Origin of the sequence: Xylophilus ampelinus, from assembly GCF_003217575.1 — a bacterium.
Lineage (GTDB): Bacteria > Pseudomonadota > Gammaproteobacteria > Burkholderiales > Burkholderiaceae_C > Xylophilus > Xylophilus ampelinus.
Window position 1 is genome coordinate 1 of record NZ_QJTC01000036.1, and the last position, 19029, is coordinate 19029.

The following is a 19029-nucleotide window of genomic DNA, read 5'->3' on the forward strand; positions in this document are numbered from 1 at the left end:
GGTGGAACATCCCGCCACTACGTTAGCTTGCGTTCAGATCGGCTCTCGTCCAGTTGTTCGGACAGGACGGCGGCTCAGTTCTTAATCGACGTTAGGGCGCGGTGGGAATTGCTCAAACTGTCGGTCCGCTGTGAACGGCCGATGCGTAGCGTCGTTCCTCACCCCAGCACCTTCGACCATACAAGCGCTTACGCTGTCGCCCTTGCTGCCCACAGACGGTTCGATGCCGGCCTCGGCCAGCCTTTCCGAGTACCGGATGCTGACGTATTGAGAGCCCCTTCGCTGTGGCATATCAGGCTTCCATCGCGCTCGGGTTGCCGCTCACAACGACGGGTACTCCCCACGGTGCTCCTGCACCATCCTCACCGCACGCTCACGGACCTCGGGCGAGAACTTGTTCGACTTGTTCATGGCTTCATCTTCTCAAGAGTTGAAGCCTCCTCAAAACCCGGGGCGGTTCAGTGAGAACGTTTTGTTAGCCGCTCTTAGAAGATGGCGCGGTGTAGCGTCGATGTGGCCGGTGGTTCTCGAAAACCTTTCTCGGTTCAAACGGCTTAGAACGTCGAGTTTCAAAAACGCTGGGCGGTCGCCAGCGGCAAGAACAGTGCAAGCGGCGAGTCTGGCAAGCCAATGAAGCCGTGATGCCGGTAGAAAGCCGCTGCCGTCTCGTCTTTGGCGTCCACCATCAGGGCGAAGGCGGCAATCTCCGAACAGGCGGCACGGTCGAGCGCGTCGGCTAACAGCGCACCGCCTAGCCCCTGGCCCTTGAAAGCCTGATCGACGGCCAACCGGCCCATGCGCACGGCTGGCACGGTCGGATAGCGCGGCAGCTTCTTGCCGGTGCTGGCCGGGAGATCGGCCAGCAGAAGGCTTGCCGACGCTAAGGTGTAGTAGCCAGCGATGCGCGGCCCGTCAGCCAAAGCAACGAAACAAGCCGCTACGCGACGGCGAACGTCTTGGGTGACTTGTTCGCGCAGATAGCGGTTGAGAGGCTCGGAATCGCTGCCAAACGCGGCGCGGTCATGCCCGGCATCAAGCGACGCGAGCCGGAACGGTGCGCCGCTCATTCAACGAGCAAAAGCTTGCGGCGGCGAGCAAAGGCACGTTCCAAGGCCGGAGCTGGCTGCGGTGGCGACAGCAGCGCCTGAGCGAAGCACTCTTGATCGGCCAGAGACAGGCGGATGACTTCGGCCTGCTCGATAGCGAGTTGCGCCGCGTTCTGAACGGCTGCCACAACGAAATCGGTCATGGTGCGGCCTTGAAGTTCGGCGGCACGTTTGAGCATCGAATGCAGATCAGTGCTGATCCGGGCTTCGAGACGGGCTGTAGATATGGCTGCGTTCATGATGTTGTACTCCCAATACGATCATACGGCAAATTGCCGTACATCTCAAGCAAGGCGGAATTTTCGGCGGTTCCGGCTTACCGTACGATTTTTTCCGTTTTCTGAGGCGCCCCCAAGAAACCGCCTCAATATGAGGCGGCCACCGTGCAGCGCATCCGCGCTATCCGATGCGCGCAGCGCGTCGCGGGCGCTGCTCGATCTGCTGCTGCTTTTTCTCGACGTGCTTCTGTTCCTGCTGCGGCCGCTCTTCGGGCTGCACCTGACTGACGGCGGCGCCGATCTGCCGCTTCACGCCCTCGATGCCGAATTCGCTCTTGTGCGCCAGGTCGTTGAAGTCGGTGTACTGCTTCATCTTGGAAAGCGTCGCGATCTGCGCGCCACTCAACATTGACGCCTTGAGTTTCGACGCCTCGCCGGCGGCAAGCTCGACTTCGCCAGCGGCAGCGGCAACAAGCCGCTGCTCGGCGTGGAGGTGGGCCTTGAAGCTGTCCGGCGTGACCGCGGGCAGATCGCGCGGATAGTTGCTCTCGGCCGGCGCGAAGATCGGAAAGATCGCCTTGCCGCCCACGGCCTGGGCGGCCGCCTCGGCTTTCTCCCGGCCGGGGTTATTGCCGTGGGTCATGACCAGGTGCCGGTCGTCGTCGCCGGCGATGATGACCGGCTTGTCCGGGAACTTGGCGTGCAGCGCCTTCGCCACAGTATCAAGGTTGCCGCTGTCGAATGCGGCCACCGTGGCGTGCCCCACGGCCTCGGACACCTGGGCGGCCGTGGCGTAGCCCTCGGAGATCACCAGCACCGGCGCGGCCGCCAGGGCGTCCATGCCGCCGACCGGGTGGAAGCATCCTTCCTTCTTCGAATCCTTGGCGAACCGCTTGGTGCCGTCCTCCTGGATGTACTGCATCGTCCATTGCTTGCCATCTGCGTCGAAGGCCGGGATGTAGGTCTTCTGGCCTTCGCGGTCGGTCATCACGCCGGCCTCCGCCTGGATGCCCTTGGCTTGCAGATAGGGCGTCGGCTGCTCGATGGGCACGAGGTCGGCCATCTGCCGGCCGACGCGCTGCGCGGTGGCCTCCTGGGCCTTGTCCTGCTCGACGGCACGCTGTGCCAGCTTCTCGGCCGCCTCGGCCTGTAGCTTGGCCTTCTCCTGGTCGCTCAAGGCGTAGCCCTTGCTTTTCCAGGTAATGTCCGTGCCGGTCTTGTTGTTGATGATCCGCCCGGCCGGATGCCCGTCCAGGTGGCCCACGTAGAAGCCATCGAGCGTGCCCTTCTTGCCGCCCTCGACCGGCACGCGGTGCCGCTTGCCGTCCATGATCGGATGATCGCCCTGGGCGTTGCTGCCGGTGAACAGGCCGGCGCTGCGCATGGCCTCGGCAAACTCCTCCCTTGGCGTCATCGCTGGCCCTTGCTGGGCCTGCACGTTCTCGGGCTTCCAGCGTTCGAGCTTCGCCGCGTCGGCACGCGGGCCGACATACCAGGACTTCGCGGCCTTGTCCCAAAGCGCGCCGGCGGCCTTGGCGGCGTTGCGCTGCTCGTAGGGCACCGCCAGGTACTGGCGGGCCTGCTGCGCCTGCTGCGTGGGCTTTTGCGCCTCACCCTGGGCTTCTGGTGTCGGCTGGGCCGAACGCGGCTCTACGGCCGCTGTAGCGGCTCCCTGCGCCCACTTGGCTAAGGGAACGGCATTGGTGCCCGGCGGCACGTACCAGGACTGTTGTTGCCGATCCCAGCGCGCCCCGAGGCCCTTGGCCTCGTCCTTCTCCTTGTACGGCACGTTGATGTACTGCCGTTCGGGCTTCTCGCCCTGCGCCTGCGCTTGCGGCCGCTCGCGCTCCTGGCGCTCCAGCTCGGCCGCGCGGCGCTGCGCGTCGGTGTCGTTGAGCATGGCCGACGCCTCGGCGGTCATGCGCGCCTCTTTAGCGGCTGAAATGTCCTCATCGGTCGCGTTGGGGTCGCGTCGTACACGCTCTTCCTGCACGCGGGCCAGCTTGGCGGCGCGCTCGTGCTGGTTGTCGGTGCCCAGCGCATCGACCAGGTGCAAACGCTCGGCCAGCGCATCGGCCTTGCGCGCGTAAACCTGGAACGCCTGCGGCTCGATGCCGGCCTGGGCGGCATCGACGGTTTGGCCGTCCTGCTCAACCACGCCGACAATGCTCAGCTCGCCACTCCAGTCGGGCGGCAGTTCAACGCCAAGGTGTTGACGGGTCGCGTCGGCAAACGCCTGGCCGTCGATCTCGCCCGCGGCTAGCTTCCGGCACGCGGCGGCGGCCTGCTCGATGCCCTGCACCGCGTCGGCAGGATGGGCGGCCAGCAGGGCTGCCGCCTGGTCGTTGGTCGGTATGGTCATGTTCGCCTCCTGGTCTGCAACGGCCGCTTGCTGCTGGTCTTGAACCTGCTTCTGCTCGTAGGCCAGCACGTAGTCGTGAATCTTCTCGGCGTCGGCGGCCGCGCGGAACACCTCCAGCGGCTCGTCTTGCAGCGCCTTGATCCACGAACCCACATAGGCGGCGTGCTGGCCCGGATCGTGGCCGATGCCCAGCTCGTCGCCGACGATCATGGATGCGATCTCGGCGCGCAGCTCTTCCTTGGCGTAACCCTCGCTCCCGAACGGGTGCGCCAGGTCGCGGTCAAGGCGCTACGGGTGGCCCGTCCAGTGGCCCAGCTCGTGCAGCGCGGTCGCGTAGTAGCGGTCGGAGCTGGGGAACTGGCCGCGCTCCGGCAAGGTGATGCTGTCGGTCGAAGGGCGGTAGAACGCCCGATCACCGGCGGCGTGGGTGATCGTCGCGCCCGAGGCTTTCAGGATGTGCTCGGCGCGCTCGACGGCGTTCCTGGTCTGCTCCTTCTTCGCCTGGAGCGGCGGCAGGCCGTCGATCTGCTCCCCGTTGAATACGGTCGCAAAGAGCACGCGCGGCCGCTCCAGCATGACGGTTTCCTTGACCGGCTGGCCCTTCGCATCGAGGACGGGCCGGCCGCTGTCGCCCAGCTTGTCTTGCTCTTCGCTGAACTTCCAGTATTGAACCGGCGTGCCTTTCTCGCCCTTGCGAACCTGCGCGCCCACGGCGGCCGCCTGCTTGTAGGTCATCCAGCGCGCATCGCTGCGGCCCTGGGCCATCAGGTGAATCGCGTTGATGCCCTTGTACCGCTTGCCGGTGCTCGGGTTCATCGGCAGGTAGGCGTTGGGTTCGCCCGGCTCCCACGGCTTTTGCCACGGTGCGGTGCCGGCCTTGAGCTGCTCGATCAGCTTTTCGGCCACGACTTCGTGAAACGACTTCTTCGGCTCCATGTTCTCGTCCCTTCGGAATCGCTCGTTGAACTGAGGGAAGTTCTGTTGCGTCCGGGAACGGTCGCGCAGGCCCTGGGCGACCATGCACACGATGTTGTGCAGATCGTCGGCCTGCATGGGCCGCACGCGGGCGATGCAGGTTTCCGTGAATGACTGTTGGCCGCGCTGCTGCACCTGGTCGGCGACCTGGTGCTGGCTCGGCTCGATGCCCTCGCAGTGCAGGGCAAACACTTCTTCGGCACGCACGTCCAGGGACTGGCCGGCATAGCGCCGGTTCACGTCATCCCATAGCGGCTTGAGGGTGGATTCGTTGCGGGCGGCCGCCAGGCCGTCCAGCAAGGCGCGCTTCTCGCCGGGCGCGAAGGTGTTGGCCCCGTAGTGGCCCAACACCTCGTGCCGCAACGTCATCAGCAGGTCGCCGGCGTTCTCGACGTTCTGCAAGAGCACGTCCACGCGGCTACGGTAGGCGCGGCCGGCGTGCATCGTCTCCTTGGGCACGTAGCCGCCCTTCATGTCGGCCGGCACCTCGGCCGCACGCGGCCCGTACAGCTCGGCCGCGTCCTCACGGAACTTGTAGGCCAGCTCCAGCGCGCCGGGGTAGTCGCGGACGAAAGCCCGCGTCACCCCTTGCGCCTCGGCTTTCGTGATCGGCATGGGTCAGCCCTCCGACGCCTTGCGCGCGGCGGCCTGGGCCACCGTCTCGCCGGGCCGCAGGTCGTACAGCCCGCGGGCGTTCGTGGTGGTGATGAACGGCGGGATGTCGGCGCTCGGGCCTTCGTCGTCCAGGAATGCCGGCTCCAGCGCGCCATCGACTTCCACCAGGTCGTCGCCGCTCGCGGCAGCGTCCTGCTCGGACAGCGCGTCCTCCACGAACGCGCCCACGCGCTCGGCTTCGTCGGGGTCGAACTCGACCTGGAAGCCGGGCGTCAGCGCGTCGGCCATCTTCTCGCGCACGGCCTCACGGCCGGCGGCGTCGTCGTCAACCGGCGGCAGGACGGCCAGCGGCTCGTCGTGGTCGGCGGTGTTGGTGGTGGTTTGCTCGATCATGGTCGATCTCCTTCGCTGTGGTCATTCGGATGCCGGGCCGTTGCGGCCCTTGCTGTAATCGGGCCGGCCCTTGAGGTCGGGGTAGGTCGCCCTTGCCGGTCGCGCCCAGCTCGCCGGCGATGGCCTTGGCGACGGACGGCTTTTCTGCGATGAAAAGGCGCATGGTGGTGTCTCCCTACCAGGTGATGACCGGACGGATCACGGTCTTGATTTGCGAACGATTGATCGGGCCGAAGTAGCGGCCGTCGAAGGATGTGGCGCTCACGTCCGACATAAGCAGCACCTCGGAATTGCCGAGGGTGTAGCTGTTGGACTGGTAGCGCGGCAGCGGCCGCCCGGCCTTGATCGGCGCGCTGAGGGGCAGCAGTTCGCCGTTGACGCGCACGCCGTCATCGGCGACGGCCACGGCATCGTCTTTAGCGGCTAAAACGCGCTTCATCATGTAGCCGTAGCCGCCCTCGCAGAAGCCGGCCCCGATGTAGCCCCGCTCCTTGGCGTCATCAAACACGCCGAGCTTCGGCGGGCAGAACAGGACGTAGGCCCCCTTCTCCACCGGCGCGCTGCTCGTCCAGTACAGGCCGACCGGAATGCTCTTGGTGGTGTTCACGCGGGCACCGGCGGCATAGCCGCCGGCCGCCAGCAGCAGGGCGGCCACGCCAGCGATGGCGACGCCTGCCGCGATGCGTTTCAGGATGCGGCTCATATCGTGATGCCCTCCCCTTCCGTCTCGGCCTGTGCGACGGCCCGCAGGCGGTCGCTGACCTTGGGCGCGGGGATCGCGGCGCGTGCCGAGAACACCGGGTCTTTGAAGTACAGGGGTTGCTTGCCGTAGATCGCCGGGTAGCCCGCGACGTAGATCACCATGTCGCCGGCCTCTTCGATCTCGCCCTGGGCGTTCTTCTTCGGCCCCGGCATCCGCAGGCATTCGTCCGGCGTCAGCAAGGGCCGCTGCACCTCCTGGTAGGTGCGCGACACCTGGCCCAGCATCGCCGCCGTGCGGCGGCCGCTGGTCGTGATCTGCTCCTTCACCACGGTGGTCTGCCCGGTGAGGCGGGACAGGTGTTCCGCCGTCTCGACGCGGTTGGGCGGATAGGCGTTCTGCACGTGGCAGTTCGACGTGATGCTTTCGTCGTGGCCGTAGCCCGTCTCGCGGCTCTTGAGCTGGTTAATGTCCTGGCAGATGAGGTAGCACTTGATGCCGTAGCCAGCCACGAAGGCCAGCGACTCTTGCATGATCTCCAGCTTCCCGAGGCTCGGGAACTCGTCCAGCATCATCAAGAGCCGGTGCTTGTAGTGCGCCACCGGGCGGCCGCCCTCGAAGTCCATCTTGTCGGCCAGCAGGCGCACGATCATGTTCACCATGACGCGCACCAGCGGCCGCAGGCGGGCCTTGTCGTTGGGCTGGGTGACGATGTAGAGGCTTACCGGGTCGTCCTCGTGCATCAACTGCTTGATGCGGAAGTCCGACCGGCTGACATTGCGCGCCACCACGGGGTCGCGGTACAGGGCCAGGTAGGACTTGGCCGTGGACAGCACAGAGCCGGCCTCTTCATCGGGCCGATCCATCATGTCGCGGGCCGCCGAGCCGATGGCGTGATGGTTCTGGCCGTCTACGTGCCCGTAGGTCGCCATTTCCATCCAAAGCTCGCCAATGTCCCGGTTCGGGTCGGCCAGCATCGCATCGACGGACGGCAGCGTGGCGGTGCCGCCCTCGTCCTTGGCCTTGTACATCGCATGCAGGATCACGCCGATCAGAAGCGCGAAGGCGGTTTTCTGCCAGTGCGAGTCCAGGCCCTTGCCGTGGGGGTCAACGATCAGCGTAGCGAGGTTCTGCACATCGCCCACCTCGTATTCGGTGCCGAGGCGGATCTCGTCCAGCGGGTTCCAGCAGACGCCGCCCGAGATACTGGCCGGCTCGAAGCGCAGCACCTTGTTCTTGGCGTGCTTCTGCCGCCAGCCGGCGGTCAAAGCCCACAACTCGCCCTTCAAGTCGGTGATGACGCTGCTCGCGCCCCACGACAGCAGCGTCGGCACCACCAGGCCGACGCCCTTGCCCGAGCGCGTGGGCGCGTAGGTCAGCACGTGCTCGGGGCCGCTGTGCCGCAGGTAGAAGAAATTGCCGTCCTTGTCCTGCCAGCCGCCCACGTACACGCCGGTGGCCGTGGGTGCGGCCTTGCCGGTGACGATCTCCAGGACGTTGCGCTCGCGCGGCAGCAGGCCGGCCGCCTGAATGTCCTTCTTCTCGGCCCAGCGGGCCGAGCCGTGCAGATACTCGTTCGCCTTCGAGCTGTTGGACGTGACGACCTTCGCCACGGCCACGCCCAGCAGGCCCACGGTAGAAACCAGCATCCCCATGCTGCCGGCCTTCATGATCTCTTCGGGGTACTGGCTGTACCACTTGTACGTCCAGTGCAGGATCGACCAGGGCGCGTACACGTGGCCCACGTTGGGGCCAAGGGTCGCGTGATAGGCGAACGTGTGGGCGAAGAACTGCGTCGCGGCCTGGAGGCCGCCGACCATCGAGGCCGCGCCCAGCACCGGCAGCAGCTTGCGCGGCTTCGGTTCGGCGGTTCGGACTTGCGGCCCTACCGCGTTGTTCATCTTGATCTTCATCTACTCCTTCCTTTCGTCGTTTTGATGGAGCCTTTCGCGACGATCAAGACGGCATCGCCGACCGCGATGCGCGTCAAGCGCCGGGCCGTGGCCTGGTCGATGGGCATAACCATGACCTCTTCACCTCGCTTCAAGAGGGCCAGCGCCTGGCCCTCGACGTTCCTGGTGCCCTGGAACAGAAAGGCACCTTCACCGGCAGTATATCGGGAATGCTTCGGTATATCGAAACCTTTAAGGCGCTTATCCTCGCGCTCGGCGATGTACTTGTCGACAGCGAAAACGCCCGGCGGCGTCTGGCCTACTCCTGTTCCTGGCCAAGGAACCCCCCGTCGCAGTGCGTGATCTGGTTGGGTTCCTTGCTGCTCCACGTGACGAGGAACATCACGCGGCAGTAGCACTTCACTTCCGCCGGCGATGCGAACCACACCGAGTTCGGACAGTGCTCGCAAACGGTGCTGGCTTTGGGGCGGCGGTTTTCTTCCAAGGCGTCCAACGTCGGGCTTCCGGTGGACGTGGGCGGCGTGAATGCCGGCGTCGGCGCTGTCGCCTCGGCCGGCTGCTGGCCGGCCGTCGCCTGCTCGGGCGACGGCTGCGGCTCCGGTAGCGTGCTGGTCGGCAGGGGGCCGCTGTCCAAAGCCGCCAGCGCCGCGTCCAGTTCGTCCTCGATGCCCTTGTTTTTCGGTTCGCTCATGGGTGTTCTCCTTCTTCAAAAGCGCCTGCCGCCGGCTCTCAAGAGCCGGATCGGCGAAGGTGATGGGTAGTTGGGAATCGACGGCGGCGCGGATTATCTGCGCCTTGAACTCCACCGTGCCGTTGACGGTGATGCGGTTGCCATAGCGTTGCATCGCCAGGCGCAGGGCTTCTTGCAATCCTTCGCGCGTGGCCTCGCGGGAGACTTGCAGACGGTCGCCGTCATCGCGCACGGCGCTCATGCCGGCGCGGAAGATGATCGTTCCCTTCTTTGTGATGTTGTCTACCACCGGCGCGTGGCCGGGCTTCGTCTGGCCCTCGCCCCGGATGGTGTTGCCCTTGAGGCCCTGGGCCGCCTCGCGGGCACGCAGGGCGGCCAGGGCATCGGTACTGCCGTGCTGCGCCTCCTTCTTGAGCCAGTCGGCCCACGTGCGCCGGCTGTGCTCGGCATAGAGCGCGGTGCGCTCCTGCTGGAACTGTTTGTTGATCGCCTGGATTTCGCCGCGCAGCGCCTTGCTCGCCTGGGCGTACAGCAGTTTCTTGTTCGTGCGGCCCTCGCCAACCACCTTGATCGTTGCGCGGCGCAGGCGGTTCGACCGCTTGACCGCCTCGATCAGCCGATCCTTGCGATGCCGGGCGCGCTCCAGGGCCTGGCCGCGCGCCGTGGTCAAGCTCTGCTGCTCGGCCTTGTACTTCGCGTACAGCTCCACGGTGTTGACGCGGAGACGGATGGGGTCTTTGCGGTACTGCCGCTTCGCGGTGGTTTGCGCCTGCCGTTCGGGCGAAGCCTCGAACGTGCCAAGCCGCGCCTCTAGGCTCGGCTTGGAAAGGTCGCGGGCTACTGTGCTCGCCTTGACCATCGTTCCGTCGCTGGCCTCGAACACGAGGCCATTGGCGCGGACGTGCAGCGCCAGGCCATTTTCGCGCATGACTTGGTGCAGATCCTGCCAGGACTGCACGCCCTTGATCTCGTCCAGGCACTCGCGCTTGATCCAGCCAACCAGGCTATCAACGCCGGCATGCCGCTCCATGTCGGCGGCCCGGCCCTCCGCGCCGCGCTTGCGCGGCTCGTGGTTGTCGCGCTCCAGGCCGTAGTCGCGCTCCAGGGCTGTGCAGAGTTCCGCCAGCGCCCGGTGCGGGTAGTACGGCTCATGCATCGTGTGCCGCGTCGGGTGAGTCTTGTTGATGGCGATGTGGATGTGCAGGTTGTCGGTGTCGTTGTGGACGGCACTGATGCGCTGATGCTCGCCATAACCCAGCCCGGCGCAGATGCGTTCCTCAATCGCGCGCAGAGTGTCGGCGCTGGGCTGCTCGCCGGCCCGGAAGCTGACGATCAGGTGGTAGGTCTTGTCACCCCTCGCGCGGGTGTTCGTGTGCTGGGTCGCCAGCACCTCCGTGATGGCGTCCTGGATGGAACCGGCCTCGCAGTTCGTCGCTTGCACGTGGCCCAGCCGGTGGTCTTTGCTTTGCGCATCGGTGATGTAGTTCGCCAGGCCCGCGAAGTCGCTCTTGCCAAGCGAGCGCATCGGCACGTGCTTGGCGATCATGGCCGGCTTCCCGGCTCTTTAGCCGCTAAAAAGCTCAAGGCACGACCCTCGGCTGAACCACGGACTTCATGATTCGGCTCATTTCGTCCTGGGTGGCCTCGATCCGGCCCAGCAGGGCCAGGATGGTGGCCTCGCCGAACTGGAGCGTTCGCACGTCATCGGTCAGCCAGAGCTTAAGCAGGCCGCCCAGGCGGCCAAGGTCGCCGTTGACACGCACCAGCTCGCGCACGTGCTGGTGCGTGTCAACGGCGACCTTGATCTGGTAGCCCTGGCCCACGTCGCGCAGGTAGCGCGCCACGCTGACGCCCGCCCTCTTGGCATTTGCCTCGATCTCTGCCCGCTCTTCCGGAAGGCAGTAAACCTTGATTGGCGGGCTGTTCTTGCGTGTGATCTTCTGGCTATCGTCGGTCACGATGCAAGCCCCCCCCCAAGTTCGCGCCCCGCTGGCAGCTCCAGCAGGGGGTTGATGTAGCCCATGTCGTCACCTCTCGTCTTTGCCGGCGGTAGCCGGCAGCCTCGCAGAGCAGGATTCCCCGTTGAGCGCCCCCGGCGCTAATAAGGGGAAGTGAAGTAGGACAACCCGTTTACGGGTGGGCCTACTTCACACATCCTGCCCAGCCCAGCCCAGCTCGCCAGCCAGTTTCCCGCCGAATGCTTGTTCGTGGTCTGGCTGAACCCGTATTGGGGGCCAATCGAGTACGAGGGCAAGGGGTTCGAGCAGTTGAAGGCGTACACAGCCAACAAGGGCCGCGTGTCCGCCATCATCAAGATTCCGGCGCTGAAAGAGGAAACCTACGGCCGCGACTTCGCCGAAATGCTCCAGGATCGGCGCACCTTCGATGAGGCCCTGGTCGATTCGGCGCTCACGATCATGACGCGGCAGCGGCTCAAGATCGTGAAAACCCAGCTCTTCGCCCAACTCGAAAACGCGGCGGTGCTCTGATGGCGGCCGACGACAAGATCGAGGAACTGATACGGGAGATCGCGGCCAAGCACGGCATCGCCGTGGGCCGCGACGATCCGATCTTGATCCTCCAGACCATCAACATGAAGCTGATGCAGGACAGCGCATCGGCGCAGCAGGAAATTCTGGACGCATTCAAGTCGGAACTGGAGTCCATCGCCCACCGATGGGGTGATGACGCCAAGGGGAAGGCAGAAAGGACGCTCAACGCGGCGTTGGCGGCCAGCAAGGACGCCATGACGCGAGGGATGCAGGAGGGCGCGAAGGCGGCCGCCGAGGCCGTGCGGCGCGAGGTTGAGGCGGTGACAGCGCAGCTCGTCGCGCCGATCCGCGAGGCGCGGCGCGACGCAATGATGAACATGGTCGCGGCCGGCATGGCGGTCGTGGCCGCTGGCCTGGCCCTGTGGGCCTCGCTGTAGATGGCGATGCGGGATCTCATCGTCAGAACTGGCGATGGTCGACTACGCCGGCGGCATCGCCAAGTTCGGCGATGCTGGCCAGTCCCCCGGCATCGTCGCTTGTGACGATGCTGCAGGATGACCGCCAGGCCCTCGGCGGGCCTCCCTCGCCAGAAGTGGCGATGCTCGAGAAAAAAGCCCGGCAACCGCCGGGCTTCGCTTTTATGCGGGCCTGACTGACAGGGCCAAGGACTGCGATCTCCCTGGCCGCTCCTGGGCCTGGGATTGCTTGCGCTCCTGCTCCTGCTTGCGCATCAGCAGCTCATGCCGGCGGGCGGCCTCGCGCATGGCATCCCAATCGGAAGCCAGCTGGGGGTTGTCGGCGCGCATCTTGCGCGTCGCCAGCTCTTCGATCTTCGGCGAGTGCAGGCCCATGCCTTCCTTGATCTCGCGGACGGCCTCCAGGCGCGCGTGAAGCGTCTGCAAGCGGGCCTGCTGCTGCGCCTGCTGGTTCTACCAGGCTCGCTTAGAGCCGGGCAATGACAGTCGGCCAGGCGCGGACGCCTGGGTCTGCTGCAAGCGGGACTGCTGCCGGTCGATCAGGTTTTCCAGCCTGTCCTCGATGTGCTCCACCTGGTCGTGCTTGGCCTGAACGTAGAACGCCAGGGTTTCGGGGTAGGACTGCTCTACCGGGGCCGCCTCTAGGGTGGCCTGCTGCTCGATTTCGGCCGCCTGGGCGGCCTCCAGCAAGTCGGCTCCGGTTTCCTCGCGCGAAGCGCCGAAGGCGGCACCGCCGAGGGTGGTCGGCGCGCTGACGCTGGCCGGCCGACCCTCGGTGCCGCTGCCGGGGATGGTGAGTCGTTTCAAGGGCATGCCTCCTTTTTAGCCGCTAAAGCTACATGGAGCGCCCCCGCGTCAGTTTCGGGGCCTCTGCGGCGACTGCCGCCTTGCCCTGGGCGTTGTAGCTGATGCTCTTTGCGCTCCCGATTTCAGGTACTTTATCGAAATCCAATCGCGCGTGCACGACAAAGCTCTTGCCGGCCTGTTGGTACACATGAGTAGTGTCAGCGTGAACGATGACGCCTGCGTAGGTTTGCATTTTGTCGGCCGCTTGGGCCGTATACAGGTTGTAGATACCGGGCTTTAAGGCACCAGCTTTGTCTACTTTCTGATTCGTCCAAGCGCCGTCCTTTTCGGACTGAACGATGCGTTGACCGTTCATGACCAAGAGGCGTTCTTTCATCGGGCACTCCTATATGGTTGCCGTGGTTCTCAAAAGGGTGATGGTGACCCCACGCAAGCCGCGCTCCAACAAAAAAGCCGACCTCGGCAAAGCGAGGCCGGCTCTTCTCTGCGGCCGGGATGTGCGTTTTGTCAGGGTTCCAGGGTAATTTTAAGGAAAACCAACCCCAACCGATTTATCAGGTCTTTTTGCGCCCGCCGCTGGTCGGATCGGCCGGCTGACCTTGCGCCATGACGGTTTCCAAGGCTTCCAGTCGGCCCCGAAGCCCGGCCACTTCCTCGCGGGACTGGGCAGCATCGCGCTTCGCCTAGTCGCGCTCGCCCTGGGCGGCGGTCAGCCGCTCGGCCTGGCGGTGCGCCTCGGCGGCCATCATCTTGCGCTGCTCCTGGTGGGCCTGCTCGGCCGCCTCTGTCTTGGCCTGCACCTTCACCAGCTCGGCGCGCACCTGGTCGCGCTCGGTTGCGGCTGCGTCGGTGGCCTTACGCTGCTCGGCCTGAGCGGCCCGTGCCTGGTCGGCGCGCAGCTCGCCGACGCGGCGCTTGATCTCGGCAGTACGGCTAAACGCGGGCAAAAAAAGCCCCGCTCGATGGCGGGGCGATGCCCGGCGCTGAGCGCGTCAGCCCTCCAGCAGCGCGACAAGCTGCACGGCGCCAAGGTCGGCCTCAAACTCTTGGCCGTCATCCTCGTACTTGAGCCAGGCCCATCCTTCAGCCGGGGGCCGACGGTTGAGGATAAGCCGCGCCGGCCGGTCGTCGTGCTTGACCTGGATGATGGACTTCTTGAGCTTGTCGGGATCGGCCTCCTTCGACTCCCTCTTCCCCTTGGTGCCATCATCCTGCAACCCCTGCTCGCAGCCGCCGGCCTCAGCGTCGGTCTTGCCGGTCAGCACATCGACGGTGTTGGGATCCCGGTCACCGTCCTGGTGACTGCGCTTGTCTTCCAGGAACTCGCGCAGCAGCTTCACAGAGCCGCGCGTCAGCTCTTGGCTGTCGTCGGCCAGCCAGGCGGCCACCTCGTCGGGGTTCTTCTTGTAGGCCGTCACCAGCTCGTTGATGACGGTCACGTCCTTGCCCCGCCCGCTGTTGAAAGCCTCGGCGATGGGTTCGGGCAAGTCCAGCAGCGTGACGTGCTGCGTGACGAAGGCCGGCGACTTCCCGATCTCCTTGGCGATCTCGCCCTTCTTCTTGCCCTTCGCCAGCTCGCGGCCGATGAAGTCGGCGATCTCGCGCGCCGTCAGCTCGTTGCGTTGCAGGTTCTCGATGACCTGGTCGGCCTCGTTGTAGTCGTTGTCGATGAAGGCCGGGATCGTGGCCTTCTGCGCCCACTTCGAGCCGCGATAGCGCCGCGCGCCGTGGTTGATGAGGTAGCGCCCCGGCGCATCCTGGTTCTCGCGCACGCTGATGGGCGACTTCACGCCGCGCGCTTTGATCGTCTCGCCGATCTCCGCGATGCTCTCCAGCGAGAAGCCGGGGTTGGCGGCCGTGCGCGGCTGGTTGGGATCTTCGTCGATCAGGTCAAGCGGCAACTCCTGCGGGCCTGCGGCGCCGGCGTTGGCCGCCGGTTGCTCGTTCAGCAGGCCAGCCAGGTCGCCCAGCCCGTCCAGGCCCAGCCCGGACGATTGCGGCTTATCCTGTGCCTTCTTCTTGGCGTTGGTATTGGCGCTCATTGCGCGATCTCCATCTTCGTGAACACGTAATCCGCCAGCACACGCACCTCTTGGGTGGCCTTTCGCGCGGCGGTCTTCTTGATCTTCCACACCGGCATCTGCTCGCCCAGCGCCTCGGCGATGCTGTCTCGGTTCCCGACGCTGATGGGCAGCACGAGTTGCGGGTACGCCTGGCGCAGTGCTTCGAGGTTGTTGATGTGCCGCTGCTTGCGGCCGTCCACCATGTTCGGAAGCATCCCCAGGAAGCGCAGGCGAGGGTTCTCCTTGCGGAGGTTGCTGACGACAGCAACCATCTTCTTCATGCCCTGCAAGCTGTACGCCTCCATTTCGATGGGCGACAGCATGTAGTCGGCGGCCAGCAAGGCCGCGGTCATGGCGACGCCAAGGGAAGGGGCCGTGTCGACCAGGCACACGTCGAAGGAATCAGCCAGCACCGCAAGCGCGGCGCGCAGGGCTGCGCCAGCCTGGCGGTAGTCCATCCGATCCAGGTTGGCCAGCGCCGGGTCTGCGGAGAACAATGCAATGCCCGCCTCGGCGTCGCGTTCAGCCAAGCGGCCGCGCAACTCGTCGGCTTTGCCGGCGAACAAGGCGCTTGCCGGAATGCCGCTGTCATGCTCGGCCAGCGTGAAAGAGGCATTGCCCTGGGTGTCCAGGTCGATCACGGCAACGCGAAGACCACGCTCCAGGAAGTCGAATGCCAGGTGGCAGGTGGCAGGTGGCGAAAGTCTTGCCCTGACCGCCCTTCTGAATTGCCGTGACCAGTGTTTTCATGACTTGGGTTCCTGTTTCCTCTTGGCGTCTGCTTCCCACTTCTTGACGATGAACGCTTGATGCTCCGGCAGTACCGCCGTCACCCGCTCGAAGCCCTTGGGGATCTGTGCCCCTGCGGCTACCCACACGCGACTGACCGCCTGCGACACCGCCCCCTTGGTCAGCCCCAGCGAAGTGACAAACTCTGCCTGGGGCCGGCCATCGACCAACACGCCGCGCGCTATGTCGATCGTCTGCTGCCCGATCTCCAGCCCCTTGATGGCCGTCTGGAATTGGGCTTCGGTTAGCCGTTTCTTCATGGATTGCACCCATAGAACTCCACACCCGGTTTGTTGAAAAAATGGCAGTGCCAGCCGCCGACCACACGCGTACGTTTAGCTAAATATTTAGAAGCCGTCAAGCGTTTTAGCGGCTAAAAATTCGTCCGCACCTTGTCAATAACCGACGCCGCCACGGCAGCCGCCTGGGCCTGCTTCCAGTGGTCGGCATCCACCGCGCACGCGCAAAGCGTGGCTCCGTTCTGGCCGTAGAACACGGCCGGTCCTCTACCTTCGCCTCGATGCGCAGCGCCTCAGCTATGCCGCATGGGCGGCACTGACGAAGAACGTCATCAGCGGCCCCACGGTTCGGGTGCCACCGCTCGCAAAGCACACGTCGACGGAACCGCCGCTGACGTGCGGATCAACGCCGTCCACGAGTCACCAGGGGTCAAGGCCCATCCCTTCGGACTGCGCGCTGTACCAGTAGGCCGGCGCATCGCCGTTCAAGTCGCTGGCCGCGTACTCGCGCACCAGGACGGCCACGCGGCCCGTGGTCGGCTCCACGAAGCCAGGCGGGTAGGGCAGGGTCTGCTTTGCCATGTCAAAGCCCTTTCGGTTTGAAGATCGAAACGAAGTAGGTGATCGCGGTCAGCGCCGCGAAGTAAGCCAGGAACGACCAGCCGGCATACACGCCGGGCGTGTTCCAGTGGTAAAGCATCCGTACGAACTGGAAGAAGGTGATGATCGACAGCACCCACTTGAGCACCGGCCAAACCAGCACGGTCGCCACCCATACGAACTTGACCAGGCCGGCCACCAGGCCCCGGCCTTCGGCCTTGGGCGCGGCAGGCTGCACCGGCTCGGGAGCCGGCGGCTTGCTCGCCCTGGGGAACTTGACGACGTTGGACATGGCTTGACCCTCCACACGGTTACGTGTTGAATGCTGGATGCTCCCACTCGGAAGCATGGTTACGGTGTGCCAGCACCAGGCCAAGCGCCCCGGATCACTCCGGGGCGTTCCTCTACCTGCGGCCGTCGCTACACTTTAGCCGCTAAACTGGACTTCACCCCCTTGGGGCGATAGGATCGAATCCTATTGAACCGACTGGAGGCCATTATGCGAACCACCCAACAACTGAGCATCACCCTGCCGAACGACATGGCCGACGTGGTGAAAACGAAGGTCAAGACCGGGGAGTACGCGAGCGAAAGCGAGGTCATCCGCGACGGCCTGCGTGCGCTACTCGCGCGTGATCGTGCCGTCGAGTCCTGGCTTCACAACCAGGTCGGCCCGGCGTATGACGCCCTGAAAGCCGATCCCTCCCGAGCCGTCACCGCCGACCAGGTGCGCGCCCGCCTGGCCGCCGAGTATGCGAAGGCGCAATGAGCTACGCGGTCTTCTTCTCGCCCGAGACCGAAGAGCAGCTTGCCGAGCTGTACCGCTACATCGCCGCGGCGGCGTCGCCTGACGTTGCCGCTCGCTACACCGAGGCAATCGTCTCCTACTGCGAGAGCCTGCGCACGTTCCCGCTGCGCGGCACCATGCGCGACGATGTGCGGCCTGGCTTGCGCATCACGAACTACCGCAAGCGCGCCGTGATCGCCTTCGACGTGGCCGGCGATCTGGTTTACATCATCGGCGTGTTCTACGGCGGGCAAGACTACGAGTCGATCCTTCACGACGACGCGGACGACTGAATTTCCTGGCTTCTTGACACTTGAGGGGCGCATTCACGCCCTTGGTCTGGCAGCTCCCCCCTTCCTTGGCGTTCAACCTTGCGGCCTTCGAGCCGGTGCTGTCGTTCGCAACGGCTATGGCGCTGCAATTATCGCGGCCTTTACAGTTGGGGAGTCCAGAGGGAGCCTTGGCTCCCTCTGGAAGAGCACTAATTTCTTCCAGGCGATTGCGTCTGGCTATCCTTAGCTCTAGCGCTGTAGGCGCTCCATTCTTGGGGTGAAGGCCGTAGGCCGAGGGGCAACGCCCCTGGGGGGATGGGAGGCCGCTTTAGCGGCCGGGTGGGATCGAGAAGGGGAGCCCCCCTTCGGCCGCCGGTCATTCTGCGCGGCACCTTGGGCCGGTTTGCCGTTTTTTTCGACACCTGGTTAACTACTAGGTTAATACAATGGTTATGAAGGGTTAAAAGCCGGTTAGCTTGGCCGGAAAACGCTCGCAAACCGTTGATACGCCAAGGAAAAGGCTCGAAGGGCCGCCCCTCAAGTGTCAATGGATAAGCCCCTCAAGGGTCAATAGTCTGCCCGCCAAGTGTCAAGGTTCGCGCCCCTCATCTGTCAGCACCCCCGCCCCTCAAGTGTCAGCACGGCAAGGGCCTTGCCAACAGGCTGATCCACAACTTCTGTGGATAAAGCCTGCCGGATCAAGCGCATAGGCCGCCTCGACGGCCGCCGGCGCAGCTCCGGGCGGCCGATTTCGAGGCCGGCCCCTCATCTGTCAGCATCGCGCCGGGGTGCACTGCCCCCCAAGTGTCAAGAAACGCCCCTCAACTGTCACCGGCCGGCGTTTTGTCCCCAAACGATCCACAAGGCCGACTAGGCGGCGCAGGCCCGCCAGGGGCGAGACGGGCGGCCTTGGCCGCTTGGCGCAGCACGACATAGCCGGTTCTCGCGGCCGCAAGCCGGGAGAATCCCCCGCAGCTCGGCCCCTCAAATGTCAAAGAGTGAATCTCATCGTCGGATGTGGCGATGCGAGATCCGGCGCCGGCCTCCGCCATCGTCGGATGTGGCGATGGTCGACCGTGGCCAGGACGTGGCCAGCCTCGCCGGAAGTGACGATGCTGCAGCTCGACGTGCGCGGTACTGCCTCGCCGGAAGTGGCGATGCTCGAGAAAAAAAGCCGCCTCGATCTCGGGCGGCTCCAGGGGAGGGCAGGGCGGCGATCACCGCTTGCAATGCACCAGGTCGTCGTTCACCCACGCGCTTTCGACCAGACCGTTTTCGCGCAGCTCGTCGCAAGCTTCGCCTACCTGCTCGCGCCACTTCTTCGGGCGGGTGGAATCCGAGCCGCACATCAGCCGGAACGTCTCCAGCTTGAGCGGGTAAGGCTCGGCGGATTCAAACCTGAAGCGCAACACCTGGATTTCAATGAAAGAGGGAGTAATGCTGTGAGCTGCTGATGAGCAGCTCGCGGTAGACAGCCAATGGCGATCGTACGCCCAGACCTTGGCGCGGCCGGCCGTTGATCTCATCGGCG

18 protein-coding genes and 5 pseudogenes are annotated in these 19029 nt (G+C 65.1%); 4 read left to right on the forward strand and 19 right to left on the reverse strand.

Going from position 1 to position 19029, the window contains the following annotated elements:
* Positions 1–171: 171 nt before the first annotated feature.
* The 9 genes and pseudogenes from DFQ15_RS16060 to traJ all read right to left on the reverse strand — a co-directional run.
* Positions 172–320: pseudogene (locus DFQ15_RS16060) on the reverse strand (IS3 family transposase); the annotation flags it as partial.
* A 249-nt stretch (positions 321–569) separates the two neighbouring features.
* The gene (locus DFQ15_RS16065) at positions 570–1067 is read right to left on the reverse strand and encodes a GNAT family N-acetyltransferase (RefSeq protein WP_110466947.1); all 498 of its coding nucleotides are present in this window, start codon (positions 1065–1067) and stop codon (positions 570–572) included.
* Positions 1064–1345: a type II toxin-antitoxin system TacA family antitoxin gene (locus tag DFQ15_RS16070; protein ID WP_110466948.1), complete on the reverse strand. Its 282-nt coding sequence runs from the start codon at positions 1343–1345 to the stop codon at positions 1064–1066. Before DFQ15_RS16070 ends, DFQ15_RS16065 begins: the two co-directional genes overlap by 4 nt.
* A gap of 160 nt (positions 1346–1505) precedes the next feature.
* Positions 1506–5276 (reverse strand): annotated as a pseudogene (locus tag DFQ15_RS16075) (zincin-like metallopeptidase domain-containing protein).
* Positions 5277–5279: 3 nt separating this feature from the next.
* Positions 5280–5669 carry a conjugal transfer protein TraD gene (locus tag DFQ15_RS16080; protein ID WP_110466949.1) on the reverse strand — a complete coding sequence of 130 codons (390 nt, stop codon included), beginning with the start codon at positions 5667–5669 and terminating at the stop codon, positions 5280–5282.
* 175 nt (positions 5670–5844) lie between these two features.
* On the reverse strand, positions 5845–6372 hold the full coding sequence (gene traF / locus DFQ15_RS16085) for a conjugative transfer signal peptidase TraF (RefSeq protein ID WP_110466950.1): 528 nt from the start codon (positions 6370–6372) through the stop codon (positions 5845–5847).
* Complete coding sequence (locus DFQ15_RS16090; RefSeq protein ID WP_110466951.1) at positions 6369–8282, reverse strand: type IV secretory system conjugative DNA transfer family protein; 1914 nt, start codon at positions 8280–8282, stop codon at positions 6369–6371. The genes traF and DFQ15_RS16090 overlap by 4 nt, the downstream gene beginning before the upstream one ends.
* Complete coding sequence (gene traI, locus DFQ15_RS16095; RefSeq protein ID WP_110466952.1) at positions 8279–10519, reverse strand: TraI/MobA(P) family conjugative relaxase; 2241 nt, start codon at positions 10517–10519, stop codon at positions 8279–8281. The genes DFQ15_RS16090 and traI overlap by 4 nt, the downstream gene beginning before the upstream one ends.
* Positions 10520–10553: 34 nt before the next feature.
* Positions 10554–10931, reverse strand: coding sequence for a conjugal transfer transcriptional regulator TraJ (gene traJ / locus DFQ15_RS16100; RefSeq protein ID WP_110466953.1), 378 nt, complete (start codon positions 10929–10931; stop codon positions 10554–10556).
* Positions 10932–11180: 249 nt separating this feature from the next.
* Here traJ and DFQ15_RS16105 point away from each other — a divergent pair, with 249 nt between their 5' ends.
* Entirely contained in the window at positions 11181–11462 is a 282-nt protein-coding gene (locus tag DFQ15_RS16105; RefSeq protein WP_233504559.1) for a P-loop NTPase family protein, read from the forward strand.
* Positions 11462–11902: a conjugal transfer protein TraM gene (locus DFQ15_RS16110; protein ID WP_110466954.1), complete on the forward strand. Its 441-nt coding sequence runs from the start codon at positions 11462–11464 to the stop codon at positions 11900–11902. The genes DFQ15_RS16105 and DFQ15_RS16110 overlap by 1 nt, the downstream gene beginning before the upstream one ends.
* 201 nt (positions 11903–12103) lie before the next feature.
* Here DFQ15_RS16110 and kfrC read toward each other — a convergent pair.
* The 8 genes and pseudogenes from kfrC to kleE all read right to left on the reverse strand — a co-directional run bounded on the left by kfrC (position 12104) and on the right by kleE (position 16731).
* Positions 12104–12748 (reverse strand): annotated as a pseudogene (kfrC, locus tag DFQ15_RS18165) (IncP plasmid survival protein KfrC).
* Positions 12749–12776: 28 nt separating this feature from the next.
* On the reverse strand, positions 12777–13124 hold the full coding sequence (kfrB, locus tag DFQ15_RS16120; RefSeq protein ID WP_110466955.1) for an IncP plasmid survival protein KfrB: 348 nt from the start codon (positions 13122–13124) through the stop codon (positions 12777–12779).
* Positions 13125–13431: 307 nt separating this feature from the next.
* The gene (locus tag DFQ15_RS16125) at positions 13432–13695 is read right to left on the reverse strand and encodes a hypothetical protein (RefSeq protein WP_233504562.1); all 264 of its coding nucleotides are present in this window, start codon (positions 13693–13695) and stop codon (positions 13432–13434) included.
* Positions 13696–13740: 45 nt separating this feature from the next.
* The gene (locus DFQ15_RS16130; RefSeq protein WP_110466956.1) at positions 13741–14790 is read right to left on the reverse strand and encodes a transcriptional repressor gene korB; all 1050 of its coding nucleotides are present in this window, start codon (positions 14788–14790) and stop codon (positions 13741–13743) included.
* Positions 14787–15452, reverse strand: coding sequence for a ParA family protein (locus DFQ15_RS16135; protein WP_233504563.1), 666 nt, complete (start codon positions 15450–15452; stop codon positions 14787–14789). Before DFQ15_RS16135 ends, DFQ15_RS16130 begins: the two co-directional genes overlap by 4 nt.
* 105 nt (positions 15453–15557) lie before the next feature.
* A complete protein-coding gene (locus tag DFQ15_RS16140) occupies positions 15558–15860 on the reverse strand; it encodes a transcriptional regulator KorA (protein ID WP_110466957.1) in 303 nt (100 codons plus the stop codon).
* 276 nt (positions 15861–16136) lie between these two features.
* Positions 16137–16421: pseudogene (locus tag DFQ15_RS16145) on the reverse strand (DUF2761 domain-containing protein).
* 1 nt (position 16422) lies between these two features.
* Complete coding sequence (gene kleE / locus DFQ15_RS16150; RefSeq protein ID WP_110466958.1) at positions 16423–16731, reverse strand: KleE stable inheritance protein; 309 nt, start codon at positions 16729–16731, stop codon at positions 16423–16425.
* A gap of 207 nt (positions 16732–16938) precedes the next feature.
* Here kleE and DFQ15_RS16155 point away from each other — a divergent pair, with 207 nt between their 5' ends.
* On the forward strand, positions 16939–17208 hold the full coding sequence (locus DFQ15_RS16155; protein WP_110466959.1) for a ribbon-helix-helix domain-containing protein: 270 nt from the start codon (positions 16939–16941) through the stop codon (positions 17206–17208).
* The gene (locus DFQ15_RS16160; RefSeq protein ID WP_110466960.1) at positions 17205–17519 is read left to right on the forward strand and encodes a type II toxin-antitoxin system RelE/ParE family toxin; all 315 of its coding nucleotides are present in this window, start codon (positions 17205–17207) and stop codon (positions 17517–17519) included. Before DFQ15_RS16155 ends, DFQ15_RS16160 begins: the two co-directional genes overlap by 4 nt.
* 1196 nt (positions 17520–18715) lie before the next feature.
* On the opposite strand, the gene trfA is transcribed toward DFQ15_RS16160, so the two are convergent.
* Entirely contained in the window at positions 18716–18847 is a 132-nt protein-coding gene (gene trfA, locus DFQ15_RS18285) for a plasmid replication initiator TrfA (protein ID WP_244387033.1), read from the reverse strand.
* Between the two features lie 70 nt (positions 18848–18917).
* Positions 18918–19029: pseudogene (locus DFQ15_RS18290) on the reverse strand (IS30 family transposase); the annotation flags it as partial.

What these genes read in the sequence shown, in the direction of transcription:
- DFQ15_RS16065 (WP_110466947.1), bottom strand. Translation starts at nt 1,067, where the DNA reads ATGAGCGGCGCACCGTTCCGGCTCGCGTCGCTTGATGCCGGGCATGAC.
- DFQ15_RS16070 (WP_110466948.1), bottom strand. Translation starts at nt 1,345, where the DNA reads ATGAACGCAGCCATATCTACAGCCCGTCTCGAAGCCCGGATCAGCACT.
- DFQ15_RS16080 (WP_110466949.1), bottom strand. Translation starts at nt 5,669, where the DNA reads ATGATCGAGCAAACCACCACCAACACCGCCGACCACGACGAGCCGCTG.
- traF (WP_110466950.1), bottom strand. Translation starts at nt 6,372, where the DNA reads ATGAGCCGCATCCTGAAACGCATCGCGGCAGGCGTCGCCATCGCTGGC.
- DFQ15_RS16090 (WP_110466951.1), bottom strand. Translation starts at nt 8,282, where the DNA reads ATGAAGATCAAGATGAACAACGCGGTAGGGCCGCAAGTCCGAACCGCC.
- traI (WP_110466952.1), bottom strand. Translation starts at nt 10,519, where the DNA reads ATGATCGCCAAGCACGTGCCGATGCGCTCGCTTGGCAAGAGCGACTTC.
- DFQ15_RS16110 (WP_110466954.1), top strand. Translation starts at nt 11,462, where the DNA reads ATGGCGGCCGACGACAAGATCGAGGAACTGATACGGGAGATCGCGGCC.
- kfrB (WP_110466955.1), bottom strand. Translation starts at nt 13,124, where the DNA reads ATGAAAGAACGCCTCTTGGTCATGAACGGTCAACGCATCGTTCAGTCC.
- DFQ15_RS16130 (WP_110466956.1), bottom strand. Translation starts at nt 14,790, where the DNA reads ATGAGCGCCAATACCAACGCCAAGAAGAAGGCACAGGATAAGCCGCAA.
- DFQ15_RS16140 (WP_110466957.1), bottom strand. Translation starts at nt 15,860, where the DNA reads ATGAAGAAACGGCTAACCGAAGCCCAATTCCAGACGGCCATCAAGGGG.
- kleE (WP_110466958.1), bottom strand. Translation starts at nt 16,731, where the DNA reads ATGTCCAACGTCGTCAAGTTCCCCAGGGCGAGCAAGCCGCCGGCTCCC.
- DFQ15_RS16155 (WP_110466959.1), top strand. Translation starts at nt 16,939, where the DNA reads ATGCGAACCACCCAACAACTGAGCATCACCCTGCCGAACGACATGGCC.
- DFQ15_RS16160 (WP_110466960.1), top strand. Translation starts at nt 17,205, where the DNA reads ATGAGCTACGCGGTCTTCTTCTCGCCCGAGACCGAAGAGCAGCTTGCC.
- trfA (WP_244387033.1), bottom strand. Translation starts at nt 18,847, where the DNA reads ATGTGCGGCTCGGATTCCACCCGCCCGAAGAAGTGGCGCGAGCAGGTA.